Below are 18,880 nucleotides of genomic sequence, written 5' to 3' on the forward strand. Positions count from 1 at the left end.
GTTTAAGTGTCCGAGGGATGCGCTCCCTTTAAGATTGATTCAGTTGAGATTGTAAGCGATTCCTTAAGCCTTGGACCCCTTTGTGTGACTATTTTTGCTGATGCGAATAGTCCAATCTGCGCGGATTCTTGAATGCTCATGCTTTTACTTAAGCCAAATAATACTCCTGCAGCAAATATATCACCTGCTCCAGTTGTATCGACTACGTCGACATTGTAGCCGGGAAGAGAATATATCTGACCATTGTCGAAAACCATAGTGCCGTCGGCTCCACATGTCATAAATACTAGCTTTACATGTCGTCCTAGCATTTGTAACTGTAGAGTTCTATCGTTTGATCCAGAGAAAATTTCTGCTTCGTGTTCATTACAGAACAGAATATCTGTGAAATTCTCCACTGCATTTTTCAGTGGATCCATGAAATTTGTGACGATGCCAGGATCGGAAAGAGTTAAGGCGACCTTAATGTTACGGTCTCTTGCCATTTTCATTGCTAGAGTTGCAGCCGTTTGTGCAGAGGGAGAGCTGTATAAGTAGCCTTCCACATATATGGTTGTACTTGCAGTTAGCGTAGATAAATCAATATCTTCCGAATTGAGAGTGGCGGATGCAGCAAGATTAGTTTGCATAGTTCTTTCGCCATCAGGCGTTACCAATACCACGCATGAACCTGTGGATTCTTGATGGTTATAAGCAGGTGCAAATTGAACCCCATTATTAGTCATACTTTCACGATATAAATCCCCATTCCTGTCGGTTCCTACCTTCCCAATAAATGAGGTTGTCCCACCAAATTGGCTAATACCGACAACGGTATTAGCTGCAGATCCACCTGCTGCGTTACTCTGGGTAAATTCACGCAATTGTTTAAGAATGAAAGATTGCTCATCAGAGGAAGACAGGGTCATCAATCCTTTTTGAAGTTGATTTTCCTGTAAAAATTGATCTTCGATCCTGATTTCAGTATCGACAATAGCGTTTCCGATTCCGAGAACATCGTATTTCATATTTGCACGCAGGGAACCTACACGCAGATTTACACTTCGTCAATTAATGCAGGTGTCGTTGACATAGGGTAGTCGTACCCATACACTCATGTGGTAGCACTATTACTGGAATTTGTATGTACGGCGAACGTAAACCTGAATTTGACCCCGATGAACTAATGCGTAACCTCAAAGCTAATTGGGGCGGCATTTTTAGTCGCCTTCCTGGCGGAGGGAACCGCGGAGTTGTTATCGCTGTTATTCTCGTCTTATTAGCTGTTGCCTGGGCAGCGAGCGGTATCTTTACTGTTGGCCCCGGTGAGCAAGCAGCAACAAGGCTTTTTGGTAAATTTACAGGGACTGAAGGTCCTGGGTTGCGCTGGTATTACCCTGCGCCTATTGGTGCTCGTAACATCGAGAATGTTCTTGAAACGAAGAGAATGGAACTGGGCTTCAGGAGCAATCCCAGTCGGGATGTCCCAGTAGAGTCTACGATGATTACCGGTGACTTAAACATTGTGGACGCAAGGCTTGTGGTTCAATATAGAATTTCTGATTTAGAGAAATTCCTATTCCGAGTTGATGATCCTGGTGATTCTGATCGAGACTCTGCAGAAGGTAGACCAGACGGGAGAACATTAAAAGATGCTACTGAAGCTGCCCTCAGGCAGGTCGTAGGCCAACGTTCAATCGATGACGTCCTAACTGTCGGGAAAGAAGCCGTCCAGCAAGACACAAGAACACTGCTTCAGGAGTTTATGACTTCTTATAATGCAGGCATTCAGATACTTGAGGTTGCCTTACAGGAAGTTACTCCTCCAGATGAAGTCCGTGCTGCATTTGATGATGTCGTTGCTGCACGTTCTGACAAAGAAACTAGAGTTAACCAGGCTAACGCATATGAACAGGATCGTATTCCTAAGGCTGAGGGTGCTGCCCAGCAGACTGTTCAAAGCGCCGAGGCATTTAAAGCTTCTCGTGTTGCACAAGCGCGAGGTGAAGCCTCTGGATTCCTCGAAATATTAGAGGAGTATGCGAAATCTAAGGAAGTTACACGCACACGATTGTATTTAGAAGAAATGGAGAAAACGCTCTCTGGAGTGGAGATTTTTGTTGTTGATGAGAAGACAGGTGGAGTCCTTCCATTCCTGCCATTGACTCCAGGTGCAGCATCTTCAGTAGGGGGAGGTTCCTAGCATGAAACTATTAGCCCCTATTGTGATTTTGATTGTTGCTGCTTTTGTTTTAATTCCTCAAGCGTTTTATAAGGTAGATGAAACCGAGCATATAGTACTCACTCGCTTTGGAGAGATTAGAGGTATTGAGAGTAGCCCGGGATTGAAAATGAAAGTTCCGTTTATTGATGTGGCCAATGTCCTTGATAAGCGTTTACTCCGAGTTGATGTCCCCCGAGCTGGCTTCCCTGATATTCAAAGTCAATTTTTAGATATCGATGCTTATGTTCGATACAGGATTACGGATCCTCGTAGCTTCAGAGAAGTACTATCTAATGAGGTAACTGCAGGTGACCGAATCAGTAACCTCGTCGTTGCTGCACTTCGTGAAGAAGTTGGTATGCGAGACCGTGAAGAGATAATTGGTGGTAACCCTATTGATCTTGCGGATGGAACACAGAAAGTGGAGCCGATCGTTCAAAATGGAGTTTTTGCCAGAGAAGAATTGACTAGAAAAGTTAGAGATGTTGCTGATGCACGTGCAAAAGAACAGGCGTTTGGTATTTCTATTGTGGATGTTCGTATCAAGAGAGCTGAATTTCCTGATTCAATTGTGGGTACAGTATTTACACGAATGCGCTCAGAGCGTGAAATTCAAGCTAATGCACTCCGTGCACAAGGCGAAGAGCAATATCTCACGAAAACAGCTGATGTTGATCGTAGGGTAGAGATAATTGGGGCGCAAGCCGATGAAAAAGCCAACCGTCTTCGTGGTGAAGGAGAAGGACAGGCAATTTCCATCCTTGCAGAAGCATTAGGGCAAGATCCAGAATTCTTTGCATTTCGACGTAGCTTGCAAGCCTATAGCAAAATTTTGAATGATAGTACGACGTTAGTGCTACCAGCAGATGCTGATTTATTTAAATTCCTTCTTTCCTCGCAGGGTAGCAAATAGATTTTTGTTTGCCTCGATGCTGTAGAATCAGCATGTGAACTCCTCTTTAATTCGTAATTTTTGCATAATTGCTCATATCGATCATGGTAAATCGACACTTGCCGATCGTATGCTCGAGATAACAGGTACTGTTTCTGCACGAGAAATGCAGAACCAATTGCTGGATACAATGGATCTAGAGCGAGAGCGTGGAATTACAATCAAAGCCCAAGCGGTAAGAATGGATTTGGAGTACCAGCAACAAAACTATGAAATAAATTTAATTGATACCCCAGGTCATGTCGATTTCTCGTATGAAGTTTCACGATCATTAGCAGCATGCGAAGGTGCGCTTCTAGTTGTTGATGCTTCTCAGGGTATTCAGGCGCAGACGCTAGCAAATGTTTACCTTGCACTAGAGCATGATTTAGTAATTATCCCTGTTATAAACAAAATAGACTTACCTGCAGCTGATCCTGAACGCGTGATAGAGGAAATAGGAACTGCTTTTGGCTTTACGCCTGATGAAGTGCTTATGGTTTCAGCCAAGGCTGGTACGGGCGTAAGAGAATTGCTGGAAGCTGTTGTAGATCGAGTTCCCCCTCCTGAAGCTGACGAACAAAAACCTTTAAGAGCACTCGTGTTTGATTCGAAATATGATTCCTACAAAGGAGTGATGGCATACGTCAGAGTTATTGACGGCGTCGTTAAAGGGACTGATTCAGTAAAGATGATGGCTACTGGCGTTGAAGCCGATTTGCTAGAAGTAGGCGTTTTTAAGCCTACTATGCAAAAAATACCTCAGCTTGCAGCAGGGGAAGTGGGGTATTTAGCAACTGGACTTAAGAGCGTAGGAGAATGCCGTGTAGGCGACACGATTACTTTATCTCGCAATGGAGCAATTGAAGAGCTTCCGGGTTATGGGGAACAGAAGCCTATGGTTTTTGCCGGATTATACCCTTCAGATAGCAGCGAATTTCACGACCTTCGTGAAGCTTTAGAAAGATTGCAAATGAATGATGCTGCACTAATTTATGACCCTGAGAGTTCTCCTGCTTTAGGCCCAGGTTTTCGATGTGGCTTTTTGGGATTGCTGCATATGGAGATCGTCCAAGAACGACTAGAGCGAGAATATGGAATGGATTTAGTAGTTACTGCACCTAGTGTCGTATATAAAGTTACTATGAATGATGGTTCAATCAGAGAGGTTTCTCGCCCTACAGATCTACCTCCTGCAGGGGAGACAGAAAAAGTCGAGGAACCATGGCTAGAAACTTCATTATTGACTCCCGCAAGATTTGTAGGCCCCATGATGGATTTGATAAATACCAAGCGGGGAGAATTTAAACGCACAGAATATTTGGATATGGTTGGGGTGAAAATGGATGCTAAAGATTCGGCACCCTCCTCTGATCCACGTGTTGTACTTGAGGCAAATATTCCTATGGCTGAAGTTCTTGTGGATTTCTATGATCAAGTAAAAACTCGGAGCAAAGGGTACGCTTCGCTAGATTACTCATTTAACCAATACCGATCAGCCCCATTAGTAAGGTTAGATATTCTTGTAAACCAAGTATCGGTTGACGCATTATCTTTAATTACGCATCGTGATCGTGCTTACTATCAAGGGAAAGCGTTAGTTGAGCAGCTTAAGAAAGCTATACCTCGTCAGTTATTTGAAATTCCAATCCAAGCTGCAATTGGCAGCAAAATAGTGGCTAGAGAAACAGTTTCGGCTCTCAGGAAAAACGTGTTGGCCAAATGCTATGGTGGAGATATCACAAGGAAAAGGAAACTTCTTGAGAAGCAGGCTGAGGGTAAGAAGAGAATGAAGCGCGTAGGGCGAGTTGAGGTTCCCCAAGAGGCATTTCTTGCAGTGCTTAAGATGGATAGATAATTCTCAAATTCTATTTGAGAATATGCCTTGGTCTCCCTCGAGGCCCGTTGCTCTTGCTTTTTCTGAAGCAGCAGTTAAATATTCATCAAATTTGCCCCATACTGGGCTAAACATGCCTGTGTTGTTGTACTGAATGTCGCCTTTTTGGTAATGACTAATTCCATATTTTTCCATAGGGAGTTCAATGCATTGGTTTTCTTCTGGATTGCGGAAAGTACACATCGGGTCTCCTCCATCTTCTACAATCCTTGCTTGATCCTCGATCATTTTCCTTAGCATGATCAATCCTCTATCCATTTCTGTTAACTTTTCTGCTGATCTATCGGTTACTTCACCTTGACCTTCCCATGCGATCATATCTTGACCAATAACATGTACAGGTAAATTTTCAACAGGTACTTCGTAAGAAGGAACCGGGGTTTGCTCAGGAACAACAACTTCTTGCCCGGGTGTATAACACTCATAAACTAAATGCCACGTATGTGTGTCGTCTATTGGGATACGAATTTGGAATTCTTCTAATCCGGGTCTACCAATCAACACTACGTTTGGGAAAACCATAGGATGCCCTGTTTTCCAGTGAGGAGAGCTTTCATCAAGCCCTTCAATAACACGTCTTTTGATAATACCGTACTCGAACTCCTCGAACCCTATTTTTAAATGATGACGTTTAATTGATTCAAATCGATCTTTCATTGCTGGATCACTGATACCTCGTCTTTCCATTGAATACAGACCTAGATGGCCGTGGACATATTCAGCATGAACTTGGTCTACAGAATTTTCTTGGCATTGAAGCCAATTACAATTCAGGACAGTGGTACCGATTTGACGTAATGCATTTTCGCGAACGAAGATTCCCCATTTAGGTAGCAACGGAGCAGGGTTAGGGCCAATATACCCCCAGATTAAACCGCCAAGCTCTTCAACTGCGTAGCTATCAATTTTGACGCGCGAAGCAAATGTGGTTTTGTTAATTTCAGCAGGCATTTCAATACAGTTGCCATTTGAGTCGTATAGCCATCCATGGTAGGGACACCTTAATCCATCTTTTTCAGGAATCCCTAGGCGCAAGTCTACATTTCGGTGAAGGCATCGCTGGCCAATTAGCCCTAAATTACAAGAACGATCTCTAAATAATGTGAAATTTTCACCTAACAGCCGTATTGATTGGACTGGATTTTCTTGCAAGTTCTGAGATGTAGATATTGGATACCAATATCTACGTAATAATTCTCCTATAGGTGTTCCTGGGCCTACTTTTGTTAAACGGTCATTTTGATCTTGAGTTAGCATAGTACCCTCAATGCATTTGTGATTTAGTCACTTTAAAACTTAAGATTTTGTATCCAATCTAACACTTCTGATCGGTACAGCGGGTTTTGAAGTGCTAACTCTATACCAGTTTTCATTAGGCCCAAGGGAGTGCCTGCATCGTACCTGTTTCCGTCGAACAAGTGAGTATGTACTGGTTCCAAATTTGCAAGCATATCAATGGCATCCGTTAGTTGAATTTCTCCTCCACTTCCTGGAGAAATAGATTCAAGGCAATCAAAAATTTTAGGAGAGAAAATATAGGGACCGACAAATGCAAGATTTGTCGGCGCATTATTTTGTTCGGGCTTTTCTATGCACCGGATCAATTTTGTGTCACGTGCGGATATCCGTTCTCCTTCAACAATTCCATATCTTGATACCTCTTTCCACGGAACTTCAATTACCCCGATAGCATTCCCCAATCTTTTGTAGGCGTCTAGTAATTGCAGGGTTACTGATGGTGTTCCGATAAGAATTTCATCAGGAAGGTAGACAATAAATGGTTCAACTCCTACAGCCTGTTTTGCCGTAAGTACAGCATGCCCTAACCCAAGTGGTGCACTTTGCCTCACTGTGATGATATTAGCCCTATTGGAAATATTTTTTATTTCCTGCAGTCGTGGGTAGGTATGTGAATTTACGGGAGTTTCATGCTCATTGCTAAAATCAAAATAATCTTCCAACGCTGCTTTGCCACTTGAAGTAACAATTATAATTTTGTCTACTCCAGCTTCTACGGCTTGTGCTACTGAGTAGTGTATGACTGGTAGGTCGATTATAGGGAGCATTTCTTTAGGCACAGATTTCGAAATTGGAAGAAACCTAGTTCCCAAACCTGCAGCTACTATTACAGCAGTACGTATTTTCATCACGGGGTAGGATAGCAGTTGCCTAATCCATATGCATTTAATAGGTTCGTGCTTCTAGTTGTTATTTGAGGATATTAAAATTAGGCTAACTGAATGGTCTCTTTAAAAGATCGAGTGATCTATTTTTTCTTATTTCCATGGGGTCATTTCACGGCGGACTTGCCAGGTGGTGCGCTTTTTATTATTGCTCCAGCTATAGGTATTGCCTGGGGTCTTACACCTGCAGAAATTGGATTCATCATTACGGCACATGCTATAGGGGCTGGTATTGGTTATTTGCCTTCTGGAATAATGGGCGATCGCGTTGAAAGACGTGGGTTAGTTTTATTATTCATGATTGGTTGGGCTGCAATAGGCTATATCGCAGCTTCTTTTTCATGGAGCTACAGTACATTGATTGCATTGATTGCAATTGCAGGATTTGGCGACGGCGGTTGGCATCCTGCTGCTACGGGCACAATGGTACAGAAAATGCCTACAAAAAGAGGATTTGTGCTAGGTGTGCATTTGGTAGGGGGCATATTTGCGGAAGTAATAGGACCTGTTATGGCAGGAGTTTTGCTTACTTTTTGGGATTGGAATGAAGTCTTAAGGTTATCGGCTACCCCATTACTGATTACATTTATTATATTTTTCTTTGCCTGGCCAAATATTTACCGGACCAAAGATTCGAAAATTTCCTTTTCAGATTTTTTCAGCTTATTGATCCCCTGGAAATCAATCGCTGGAATAAACATGATTCTTGTAATGATTTCTTACAGCATGGCTTATATTGCACTTTTGGCAATGACCCCTTTATATCTACTTGAATTTCACGGCTATAGTTCAGTTTTTGCAGGATCAGTATTTGCAATAATGATGCTTTCAGGAGGAATAATTGCCCCATTGATGGGTAGAATTTCAGATCAATTTAACCGCAAATATGTGAATGCAATCGCGCTAGTTGTAGGAGTATTAGGTCTGTCAATTCTTACCACCGGTAATGGGCCGTTCATGCTAATACTAGGTGCTACTATTGCGGCTGGTGCTTGGACTGGATTGAGACCTGGTTTATTGGCTGATGCAGTTGAGATTACGGGAAAAAGAGAATCAACTTCACTCGGAATAATTTTCGTCTTCATGGATGGTATTGGTGCAATGGGTGCTGTATTAGCTGGATTGGTAGGATACGCTGACCTGCGTTACGCATTTGTATTTGCAGGAGTCTTGGCAACATTTTCTGCGTTTCTTTCGATAATTTATTCGATTAAGAGAGAGATATCGGTTTGAAGATCTGCTTTAACCTCTGACATTGACCATTAGGCTTTCGCACCCTACGATGTTGACGCCGTGCTAGACGGGGAGTTAGCGGTGCCCTGCACCCGAAAGCCGCTTAGCGGGGTTGAATTCCTACCTTGAGGGTTAAGCCTGACACCTCTAGTTTGGGAACGGATATTGAGAGCTTGGCCCTGCGCGACAAAGTCCTGTGAACCGCGTCAGATCTGGAAAGAAGCAGCGCTAAACAGTGCCTTTGAGTGCCGCAGTGAAGCCTGGCTTGAGTTCGAACCCTATAGCTATGTGGAAGTTACTGATTCGAATGGCAGGTGCACGGCACTAATCTTATAAGGCTATGATTACGGAGTAGAGTTGTTTCATCGCTCCCCCAAAAAAAGCCTCGGGCAACATTTTTTAACAGATCGTAATTTACTTGCAGTAATTGCAGACGCTGCAAGTATTTCCAGCGTCGATACAGTAATTGAAATAGGTCCTGGGAGAGGATCGTTGACAGAAGTTCTGGCAACACGTGCTAATAGAGTCATAGCAATTGAGCTTGACTCTGAGCTGATAGAGCCTCTAAAAAGCTTGGAGTTTGCGAATGTGAAAATTGTTGAAGGCGATGCTCGTGCAGCAAACCCTGATGACCTTCTAGGTGAATGTAGTTCCTATAAGCTCGTAGGGAATCTGCCCTATTACGCAGCTTTACCAATAATTCGAAGTTTTTTCGAATCAACATGCAGGCCTTCACAATCAGTATTCCTTCTCCAAAAGGAAGTCGCGATGCAAATTTGTGCAAGTCCCGGGTCGTATTCACTAGCATCTTTAGGAGTCCAAATATTTGGGGACCCCAGAATATGCAAAATCGTTAAGCCTGGTTCTTTTTCGCCTGCCCCTAAAGTTACCTCTGCCATAGTTGCAATTGAATCACATGATCATTACATCAATCGAATACTTAATATTCCTTTGTTTTTCAAACTCCTTCGGGCAGGTTTTGCAGCACCGAGGAAACAGTTACGAAACTCTATCGCCCTTGGCCTTTCTATAGAAAACAAAATGTCAGAAGAATTATTGTCATTAGCAAGCATTAATTATCAACGTCGAGCAGAGACACTTTCGATTGAAGAATGGATTAATTTATATAATTACTGGCGAGAAATGGATTGAGTATAGTTATTAATAGAGGAGATGGAGGCTTGCTAATTGACCCTCCATGTGAGCGTTGCGGCAGAACGCAAGTTCGCGAAGTTCTTTATTCTTCAGCAGGCCAGCCGCTCCTCCCAACTGAAATTGAAAGTTTGGCTTGGACAGATTATTTATGCGTTTGCGGATCTGTAAGGCTAAGGCTGGGTAAGAACCCTAACTCTTGATCACTTTTAAAATATCTAATCCCAATGCTACAGACTGACCTGCGGAAATATCTATCTATCTGCTCCTTTGGTACCTAGCACTGCTCCACGCTCTTCAGTAGAAGCATATTCCCAATTAAAATTGGCATTTGTATAGGCTTCTTCGGGCATCAAGCTTTCCAATCCGCGTGAAGCTAATTCCTCTGCAAATTTTTCGCGTATCCATCCTTCTTCTACAGGATACTCAATTTGATCACGTGCACGATCTTCAACTTTTTCACTATGACCAGAAAATTGGGGAAGAGGCGCTAGAGCTAGGTATCTAGCTGGCTCTACGCTGACATTAAAATGCTGATGGAACCATCTATCTGGCGGAGTGAACATACTGCCTTCATGCCATGGTGCTATGATTTTTTCTCCACCTTCGGGCCACATAATTGAATAGCCTTCACCCGCAGGGATTACTATAACCCTACCTGGTCCATGCCTATGGCCTTTTTTGTAAGTTCCTGGGGGAAAGACCGACATATGGCCCCCCATTTGTGAATTTGGAAATGAGACGTCAACGACATGGCCACCACCACCTCTTTGCCGATGAGGTACCAAGTCATTCCAAGCAGCCATGTCAGTAAAGAAATTGCCGTACCATGTGGCTCCTCTACCCATAGCAGGAGCTCGTTTTGCAACAGCATAGAGTTCTTGTTCGGTAGGTCTTAGGAGCTCTGGGTGCTCGTATGGGTTATCAAAAAAGAAGCCAGGATCAGGTTCCAAAGACATTGCTACTGGCAAGTAATTATTGTGCAGCATTCGCAAAGATTGATCACCTCTGGCATTTGCGAATTGGCGATATGCTCCCCTAGGAATTAGGAATAGACTCCTTGGGCCAAATTCAAAACTATGTTTATCAACCCCGCTTGTCCATACTGTTGCAATTCCATGCCCAGAGACAGTGTAAACAATTTCATCTAGTGCGAATTTCATTGGCGGTGCGCTAGCACCGGGTGGTAACTCAGTTAGGCGAGCTTCTGCCACTCCTTCCATTCCTGATACTTGAATGAAAGCCGCATTACATTCCCTTTCATGCCAAGGACCTACTTCTATAGTTCTCAAATCTTCAATGAAATAGCCTCTATGGATAGGGACATTTTGGTTTTCCATCCATCTGTCATAGATGAATCGACCATCACCGCTTCCTCCACGTGCTATATCGTCTTTTACGTTCGTTTCATCAGGCATTCAAAAGCCTCCCCAAATTTGTACCCTTAGATGCTACATGAAATATCCGAATTCTGCCGTAAAATGGTGAAGTGATTCATTTATTGGCTCCAGCAAAAATTAATCTTAGCTTAGAAATTATTGGTCCTTTGGACTCTAATTACTACGAGGTCCGTACTGTGCTTCAATCAGTAAGTCTTTTTGACGAATTATTTTTTGATCACTTAAAAGATATGCGTCTCAATATTGATAATTCAATAAATTTTGATGAAGAGGACATAGTGCTAAAGGCTGCAAGGCTTTTACAAAGAAAATTTGACGTCTCTTTAGGGGCCTCTATTCGAGTAATCAAAAATATACCCATATCAGCTGGTTTAGGCGGGGGCAGTAGCGATGCTGCCACTACTCTTCTTGGTCTTAACAAACTATGGAGGCTTAATTTAAGTGACGATGAACTGCACGATGTTGCAAGTGAATTGGGAAGTGATGTTCCATTCTTTATTAATGGTGGCACTCGTTATGGGGAGGGGCGTGGTGATGAACTTAGTAAATTGCCTATGCCTACACAAAACTATGTGGTCATATTTAGCCCTACCGAAGGAATCCGTGAAAGCAAAACCAAAAGTATGTTCGGATTGATACAAGATAACCATTTTACAGATGGTTCAAGGACTGCGGAATTGATTGAAGCTATCAACTCTCAGAAGCCATTATCACATCTCCTATTTAACGTATTTGATGCTGTTGCAAGTCTTGCTTATTCGCCTTATGTTGGAACAAAATCAGTGCTAGGAGACTTGATCTCTGCTCCGTACATATTAACGGGTTCCGGGCCAAGCTTATTTGCATTATTTTCAAGCGAAAAGGATATGATGCAAGTCGTTAATCAGAACAAACTAGCAGGGTATATTGCGTATCCAGCTAGATTGATTTCAAGTTGGTCTACTCAAGGCTTGGATGGTGGTAGTGTAGAAAATATTTTTAACGAATCTGATAGGAGTGAAAATGCCTCAAATTGAATATTTGCAACCAGAAGGTTTGTCACCGAATGGAAATCGATACACGCATGTTGTCAAAGTAGGCCCATGGGTTTTCATCGCGGGTCAGACCGCCTCTGATGGGGAGGGTAATGTAGTTGGTATTAATGACCCTCAGGCTCAGGTAGGTCAGGTCATGAAAAATTTGACACAAGCTGTTGAATCAGTTGGAGGCACATTTGATGATATTGTTAAGACTACCGTTTATGTAGTAGGTGAGCAAAACTTAGATATTATTCGTCAAGAGCGCGCTAAATACCGAACTGCTAACCCTCCAACTAGTACACTTTTAGTTATTTCAGGTTTGGCAAAACCAGAGTTTTTACTTGAAATTGAAGCAGTAGCGTACGTCGAATAGAAATTAAAAGGAGATATTATGCCAGGTTTAAATCTACATCCACCTATAGACACTAAAACAATTCAATTGATGGGTCATAATAATGATTCTATTGATGCGTATATTGCGAAACCTTCCATCGGAGGTCCTTTTGCAAGTGTAATTGTCGCGCATCATATGCCTGGTTGGGACGAGTGGTGTATAGAAGTCACTCGCAGATTGGCGCATCACGGCTATTTAGCAGTATGCCCTAATTTACATGATCGATTTGGACCTGGAACAGCTGCAGAAATGTCTGCTCGAGTTAGAGATGATGGCGGGCAGAGAGATGAATTTGTTATAGGCGATCTACAAGGAACACTTGATTATGTTAGAAACTTAGATGAGGCAACTGGAAAAGTTGGGATAATTGGGTTTTGTTCGGGCGGCAGAGTTTCGTACATGGCAGCCGCGAAACTTAATTTGGACGCCGCTGTTGATTGCTGGGGGGGCAATGTTATACCTACTCCGGATCGAATAAATGAAAATCAACCTATTCCTGTCATAGAAATGACATCAGACATTAGTTGTCCCGTTTTGGGTCTTTTTGGTAACGACGATGGAAACCCTGACCCTGTTCAAGTTGATTCGATTGAGTCCGAGCTTCAGAAGCACGGAAAAAATTATGAATTTCATCGATACGATGGCGCAGGCCATGCATTCTTTAACTGGGCGGGTTCCTCTTATCGCCCTGAGCAGGCTGCAGACGGATGGCAAAAGGTATTTGCTTTTTATGAGAAGCATTTACTGAGTAATTGAGAATGCAGATAGGTGTTTTATAAGCTTGATTTACACGTACTGATCTGAGATGGCTATTTTGGATTCTGGTAATAATCAACCTGTTGTTAAAGGCAGCCATAGCCTCGAAGCCCCTTTCGTCGCATTGGAAGCGCGATTTGACGAGAATCAGCCGAGTAAGTTAATCGCGATTTCCGGATTGAAATTTCGATCTGCGAATCATCCTGAGGTGTACTTTGCGGAAGATGAACATGGCTACAGAGAATTCATAGACTTTTGCATGGGCTGTGCAATTATTGTTCACGATGCTGCACCTGCAATTGCAGCTCTTTCACAATATGGGGAATTACGTTCTTCTGAAATTTGGGATGTCCAAGAAATTGCAGAATTGCTACATCCTGAAACAGCAGAAGAGGATTTATTTTCCTTAGCTACAAAGCTAGGAGTAGATGCACCTTCCAGTAGCGGAAAAATTTTTGATGAGCAGTATCTATATTCAATAACTTTGGGTAATGTTTATGAATTTTTGCTCAGGGAGCTAAAAACATTACCACTTAACGTAATTCAAAGGCTCCTATCTTTATTGCTGCGGTCTCAGAGTACTCTTTATACATTAATGGCAGAAATCTCTGCTTCCTCAACGTATACATCACAAGATTCAATGAAAAGGACGGAGGAGAGAGATTCTGTTAGTAGGCTTGAACGGCCACGTTCCTTGGGTCAACCTAGTCAATTCCGTGCTATCGAGCCTGAATTCATAGCTGAATTACTTGAAGCAGATGGGCTTATTGCACAAAAATTTCCTGAATATGAACCACGCCTTGAACAACTAACTATGTCCCAATCTATTTCAGAGGCATTTGGTTCTACTAAACAATCTATCGAAGCTCATCACTTGGTTGTTGAAGGAGGGACTGGAATTGGAAAATCAGTGGCTTATTTGTTACCTGCGATTCTTTTTGCAATCCGCAATAACGTTCGAATTGTAATTTCAACCAATACCATTTCTCTTCAAGAGCAATTGATAAAAAAAGATATACCAGATCTTGTTGATGCTTTAAATGCCATTGAGGACATTGATTTGTCGGACTTTAGGTACTCACAACTTAAGGGAAAGGCTAATTATGTTTGTCTCAAACGCTGGGAATCTCTTGCTAATTCAGAGGCAATTACTTCTAATGAAGCTTCGACATTAGCAAAGACAGTTGCATGGCTTCGTAACACAAGGACAGGTGACCGATCAGAATTGCATCTTAATCAAGGGGAGTTAAAATCCTGGACTCGAATCAATGCAAGTGCATTTGCAAATTGCTTAGGTGTAAAAGAGGGTGCATGTTTTTATAACCATGCTAAAGAAAAAGCTGCATCTGCTCATCTGATCATTGTTAACCATGCGCTATTGCTGTCAGATATTGAAGTGGGTGGTTCTTTAATCCCTGATTATCAATATTTAATTATTGACGAAGCTCACAATTTAGAGTCTGAGGCAACAAAGCAATTTGGATTCCAAATATCTTCTGCTGCAATTCTAGAAGCATCAAACCGGTGCAAGTCTATTTATTCTGAACTTCTCGGATTGGTACAAATTTCGCCGATTGATTATAGCCATAAGGAAATTTTGCAACGACATACAAAAGAATTTGATGAAACTATTGCTAATGTCGATTCCCTTTGGGGTGAACTTATTTCGGAACTTGAGATATTTTTACTAAACTCTCGTATTTCACCTAGTGAAATGGAATTACGTATAACTAATTCAGTTCGTACAATGCCTGATTGGACTCAGCTTGATATAAAAGCAGACGATTTTGAGCGAACATCAAGTCAATTGGCGGATGTTGTGAACCGGTTAAGGCGCGAGCTTGAAGATATTCCTTCCGAAAAAATCAAAGGAATCGATGCTATTAAATCTGAATTATCGGATTGGATTTCAATTCAATCCGAAATTAGAGGAAAAATTAATAACTTTATATCAAATCCAGATCCTAAAATAATATATTGGATGAGCAAGGCCGAAACTGTGACATTAAATAGTGCACCGTTAGAAGTGGCATCGAAGCTTCGCGAAGATTTATTTGGCGACAAAAAAACCGTGGTTTTGACTAGCGCAACGATGGCCGTGATGGGCAGTTTTAATCATATTATTGAGAGGCTCGGTATAAGCGAACCTCGGGAATTATGCTTAGGCTCACCTTTCGATTACAAAAATGCCGCTTTGCTTTACCTTCCAACCGATGTTCCAGCTCCTACTTCTGATAACTACCAAAATTCCATGGCATTAGTGATTCAAAGATTGGTGGAAATTGCAAATGGGAAAACGATGGTTTTATTTACTTCACATTCTGCTGTACGAAATATTTCCGCTGATTTAAAGTCAGTTCTCCCTGTTAAAGGGTATGAAGTACTTGCACAAGATATCGATGGAACACCTGCTCAATTAATAAATCGATTCCAAAGAAAATCAAAGTCAGTACTGCTGGGTACCTCTTCGTTTTGGGAGGGCGTAGATATTGGTAATGACGCCTTAAAGGTTTTGATTATTGCTAGATTACCATTCAATGTACCCTCTGATCCTATTTTCTCAGCACGTTCAGATGAATATGAGAATGCCTTTTTTGACTATGCCGTACCTCAGGCAATTTTGCGTTTTAGGCAAGGCTTTGGTCGTTTGATAAGGAGCAAAGCAGATAGAGGAGTGGCTGTAATAATGGATAGTCGAATAACATCTAAATCATATGGAAAGAGATTTATAGATTCTGTTCCACCAGCTACGGTTATTAAAGGCAAGTTTGATGAAAGTATCTCACTTATAAATACCTGGCTGAATAGTGAAAATGCAACAAATAACGATAGAAGTGAATGAACCATTAGATCTGCAGGCTTCCTTAACATCAGGTCAATGCTTTAGATGGAGGATTGACGATACAGGTCGGTGGGTAGGTGTTGTTGACTCAGGAATTATTCGTATGAGCCAACATGGCAATATTTTGGAAGTTGAGAGTTCACGACACTCAGGTCCTAAACTTCATGATTTAATACTAAATTACTTACGTATCGGCGACGATTTGAAGCAAATTGAAACGCGAATTGCTTGGGATAAAAAAGTATTTTCAGGGATCCAAGTGTACCCAGGGATGCGAATTTTGAGGCAGGATCCTTGGGAAATATTAGTCTCTTTCATTCTTTCTTCAACTTCGAACATTCCAAGAATTAGCAGAACAGTCGAATTAATTGCTGCAACATATGGACAGAAAATTTCATTAGACAGTTCAACGAGGTATACATTTCCTACAGCAGGTGCTTTAGCTGAGGTAGGAGAGCAAAGATTGCGGGAGCTTGGCTGTGGCTTTCGTGCCCCCTACGTAGCTTCCGCAGCAAATGCAGTGGTAAATGGCGACTTACCTTTAGATGAGCTCCGTAAGGCTGATTATTATGAGGCACTGGGTTATTTGACTAGCTTGAAAGGTATTGGAGACAAGATAGCTGATTGCGTGATGCTTTTCTCATTAGACAAAATTCGTGCGTTCCCAAACGATCGTTGGATTACTAAGGCTCTGCATGAATGGTACGGATTCCCGGTAAACGCAAAATACCAAGATAGTCGGAATTGGTCATGGGATCGATTTGGAGATGATGCTGGGTACGCTAATCAGTATCTTTTTTGGAATATCAGACAGTCAACTAGGCCTTTACGTTCTACTGCTACAATTGAAGGGTACTAATACATTTAAGGCTTCAGATGAATAAAACGAATAGTTTGAAAAATAAAATCGTTCTTATAACGGGTGCAAGCAGAGGAATCGGTAAACACTTGGCTATAGCGATGGCATGCGAGGGAGCTAAACTAGTAATTACTTCGAGGAAATTCAACCAGTCTCCAGGGCAAGGTGGGACTCTTGCGGACACATTATCTGCGATACAAATGCTTGGGGCTGAAGTATTGGCGGTACCTGCGACTATAACCGAAGCTACAGGTGCAAAAGCACTAATTGACCAAACCATTAAAAAATTTGGCAGAATTGATATTCTTGTCAACAATGCTGGAATTTATCCGGACCAGGAAATAGTAGAAACCCCTCCAGAAGACTGGATTAACGCAGTAGATGTGAACTTGAATTCATTATTTTACCTAATTCATTACTCCTTACCTCACATGATTGAAGCTGGCCAAGGACGCATCGTCAACGTCTCGAGTGAAATGACATTGAGGCGTCGCCCCGGACGTGCGGCATACAGTGCAACAAAGGCTGCAGTTGACGTCTTTTCACAGGTACTGGCAGAAGAGCTAAAACCTAAAAATATCGAAGTAAACGTATGGACGCCTGGTCACGTCAGAACAGACATGTCTGGAGATAAAGCGACCGAAGAAGTGGAAGTAGTCGAAGATTCATTTATGTGGATGATTTCTCAAGAACATATGGCATTAACAGGCAAGATTTTAAGAAGACCAGAATTTGGTATTGAGTGGGGGCCTGCTTAGGTATTTGAGATCTCTGGTTTTTTTGCTAAGAGGAGTAATGAACCTCCCGCCGCGCTGAGACATGCACTAATTATGAATATACTTGTGTAGCTTCCTGTTAAATCGAAAGACCAAGCTGCCATCAATGGACCAAGTGAATTACAAAGCATATGCGCAGGGGATACGAGTCCTCGTATCCCTCCAATGGAATTACGACCGAAATAATCTGCCCAGACAACATTCATAACCGTGAAAAGCACACCAGTTGCAATCCCAAAAGCAAATCCAAATAAATGTGCAATTAAATTAGTATCGGCAAAGAGAAACAATATGATGCTCAGTGCCATGAAATAGTAACTTGCAGCCATTAATTTCTGGACAGGGATTTTTTCAGCACTAAAACCTGCCATTATTGATATAGGCATTGATACAAATGGTGATATAGATAAAGAAATTACAGCAGCACTGCTTGATATACCTATATCGGTAAGGTAAGAAAACCAATGAAAATGTATTGTTGTTGTTACAAAACTTTGAATACATACTGCAATGGCTATCAAGTAAAATGCTTGAGATTTAAGCACCATTCGCCGATTGAAGGAATCTTCTAACCTAGAAGATTCCTTCCTTATATCGATCCCATCTGGCAGTAATCCATAATCTTCGGGTTGTCTTCGTAATAACGCTAATGTGGGAATCAGAGATGAGATCCATACTGTGAATCCCATTGCTATCCATGCTGTGCGCCAACTGCTAAACGACAGTATCCGCTCTGCCATTACAGGGAATGCGATTTGCCCTAATCTTTGACCGAGGTTAGCAAAGGCGATTGCCCTTCCTCTCATTGTGATAAACCATTTTGGAATCACAACACCGACTACCATAAAAAAAGTTGATGCAATTACAGTTCGACCCAAGATCTGAAGCACGAAATGATGAGTAATATTTTCTACATAACCCATCAGGATGAAAGTTAACCCCATAATAAAAATTGCTATGCCCATAACCCATCGGGCACCATGCTTGTCCATGATGGGGCCTATAATCAATCCACCAATTCCGCCTAAAAAAGAACCAATAGACATTGGCATTGTGTATAAGGATCTAGTCCAGCCAAACTCGTTGGTCATAGGGATTTGAAAAACCCCTAGTACTGGATTAGTTTCGACACCTCCGGCAAAAGAGATGATTGAAATAACAACGACTATCGTCCATCCATAAAACCATTTCGATTGTTTTTGAGAAGTTTTAGGTTGCCTTGAAATGGGCTTCTT

Annotated in this window: 17 protein-coding genes and 1 other RNA gene; 13 read left to right on the top strand and 5 right to left on the bottom strand. The window is 42.0% G+C overall.

Annotated elements, in window-relative coordinates; genetic code table 11:
* Positions 1–2 precede the first annotated feature (2 nt).
* Positions 3–1,007, bottom strand: coding sequence for an adenosine kinase (locus MK127_04550; GenBank protein MCH2532062.1), 1,005 nt, complete (start codon positions 1,005–1,007; stop codon positions 3–5).
* Between the two features lie 116 nt (positions 1,008–1,123).
* Between MK127_04550 and hflK the strand changes: the two genes are divergently transcribed.
* The 3 genes from hflK to lepA are packed head-to-tail and all read left to right on the top strand — an operon-like array spanning position 1,124 to position 4,992.
* Complete coding sequence (gene hflK, locus MK127_04555; protein MCH2532063.1) at positions 1,124–2,182, top strand: FtsH protease activity modulator HflK; 1,059 nt, start codon at positions 1,124–1,126, stop codon at positions 2,180–2,182.
* A 1-nt stretch (position 2,183) separates the two neighbouring features.
* Entirely contained in the window at positions 2,184–3,116 is a 933-nt protein-coding gene (gene hflC, locus MK127_04560) for a protease modulator HflC (GenBank protein ID MCH2532064.1), read from the top strand.
* A 34-nt stretch (positions 3,117–3,150) separates the two neighbouring features.
* Positions 3,151–4,992, top strand: a complete 1,842-nt coding sequence (gene lepA, locus MK127_04565) for a translation elongation factor 4 (protein MCH2532065.1) — start codon at positions 3,151–3,153, stop codon at positions 4,990–4,992.
* Between the two features lie 3 nt (positions 4,993–4,995).
* Here lepA and MK127_04570 read toward each other — a convergent pair whose 3' ends face one another.
* Together MK127_04570 and MK127_04575 are read right to left on the bottom strand one after the other, a co-directional pair.
* Positions 4,996–6,288, bottom strand: a complete 1,293-nt coding sequence (locus MK127_04570) for a Rieske 2Fe-2S domain-containing protein (GenBank protein MCH2532066.1) — start codon at positions 6,286–6,288, stop codon at positions 4,996–4,998.
* 32 nt (positions 6,289–6,320) lie between these two features.
* On the bottom strand, positions 6,321–7,178 hold the full coding sequence (locus MK127_04575; GenBank protein MCH2532067.1) for a UTP--glucose-1-phosphate uridylyltransferase: 858 nt from the start codon (positions 7,176–7,178) through the stop codon (positions 6,321–6,323).
* 93 nt (positions 7,179–7,271) lie between these two features.
* On the opposite strand from MK127_04575, the gene MK127_04580 reads away from it, so the two are divergent.
* From MK127_04580 to MK127_04595, 4 genes are all read left to right on the top strand, one after another.
* Positions 7,272–8,447 (top strand): MFS transporter, encoded by a 1,176-nt coding sequence (locus MK127_04580; GenBank protein ID MCH2532068.1) that lies wholly within the window; start codon positions 7,272–7,274, stop codon positions 8,445–8,447.
* A gap of 58 nt (positions 8,448–8,505) precedes the next feature.
* Positions 8,506–8,769: signal recognition particle sRNA large type (ffs, locus tag MK127_04585), an RNA gene on the top strand.
* Positions 8,770–8,804: 35 nt separating this feature from the next.
* Positions 8,805–9,599, top strand: a complete 795-nt coding sequence (gene rsmA / locus MK127_04590) for a 16S rRNA (adenine(1518)-N(6)/adenine(1519)-N(6))-dimethyltransferase RsmA (protein MCH2532069.1) — start codon at positions 8,805–8,807, stop codon at positions 9,597–9,599.
* The gene (locus tag MK127_04595; protein ID MCH2532070.1) at positions 9,596–9,802 is read left to right on the top strand and encodes a hypothetical protein; all 207 of its coding nucleotides are present in this window, start codon (positions 9,596–9,598) and stop codon (positions 9,800–9,802) included. The genes rsmA and MK127_04595 overlap by 4 nt, the downstream gene beginning before the upstream one ends.
* A gap of 51 nt (positions 9,803–9,853) precedes the next feature.
* Here the strand turns inward: MK127_04595 and MK127_04600 are convergent, their stop codons facing one another.
* Complete coding sequence (locus tag MK127_04600) at positions 9,854–11,017, bottom strand: cupin domain-containing protein (GenBank protein MCH2532071.1); 1,164 nt, start codon at positions 11,015–11,017, stop codon at positions 9,854–9,856.
* 71 nt (positions 11,018–11,088) lie between these two features.
* Here MK127_04600 and ispE point away from each other — a divergent pair, with 71 nt between their 5' ends.
* Genes ispE through MK127_04630 form a run of 6 tightly spaced genes read left to right on the top strand, consistent with a single transcriptional unit; the run spans position 11,089 to position 17,627 of the window.
* Positions 11,089–12,015: a 4-(cytidine 5'-diphospho)-2-C-methyl-D-erythritol kinase gene (gene ispE, locus MK127_04605; GenBank protein MCH2532072.1), complete on the top strand. Its 927-nt coding sequence runs from the start codon at positions 11,089–11,091 to the stop codon at positions 12,013–12,015.
* Positions 12,002–12,391 carry a RidA family protein gene (locus MK127_04610; GenBank protein ID MCH2532073.1) on the top strand — a complete coding sequence of 130 codons (390 nt, stop codon included), beginning with the start codon at positions 12,002–12,004 and terminating at the stop codon, positions 12,389–12,391. The genes ispE and MK127_04610 overlap by 14 nt, the downstream gene beginning before the upstream one ends.
* A gap of 18 nt (positions 12,392–12,409) precedes the next feature.
* Entirely contained in the window at positions 12,410–13,168 is a 759-nt protein-coding gene (locus MK127_04615; protein MCH2532074.1) for a dienelactone hydrolase family protein, read from the top strand.
* A 58-nt stretch (positions 13,169–13,226) separates the two neighbouring features.
* The gene (locus tag MK127_04620; GenBank protein MCH2532075.1) at positions 13,227–16,010 is read left to right on the top strand and encodes a hypothetical protein; all 2,784 of its coding nucleotides are present in this window, start codon (positions 13,227–13,229) and stop codon (positions 16,008–16,010) included.
* Positions 15,982–16,869: a hypothetical protein gene (locus tag MK127_04625; GenBank protein MCH2532076.1), complete on the top strand. Its 888-nt coding sequence runs from the start codon at positions 15,982–15,984 to the stop codon at positions 16,867–16,869. The genes MK127_04620 and MK127_04625 overlap by 29 nt, the downstream gene beginning before the upstream one ends.
* Before the next feature lie 17 nt (positions 16,870–16,886).
* Positions 16,887–17,627: an SDR family oxidoreductase gene (locus MK127_04630; GenBank protein ID MCH2532077.1), complete on the top strand. Its 741-nt coding sequence runs from the start codon at positions 16,887–16,889 to the stop codon at positions 17,625–17,627.
* Here MK127_04630 and MK127_04635 read toward each other — a convergent pair.
* The gene (locus MK127_04635; protein ID MCH2532078.1) at positions 17,624–18,736 is read right to left on the bottom strand and encodes an MFS transporter; all 1,113 of its coding nucleotides are present in this window, start codon (positions 18,734–18,736) and stop codon (positions 17,624–17,626) included. The two genes, MK127_04630 and MK127_04635, sit on opposite strands and share 4 nt — an antisense overlap.
* Positions 18,737–18,880: the final 144 nt, after the last annotated feature.

The sequence above is a fragment of the Dehalococcoidia bacterium genome (assembly GCA_022449765.1).
Taxonomy (GTDB): Bacteria; Chloroflexota; Dehalococcoidia; order Lucifugimonadales; family Australimonadaceae; genus UBA2963.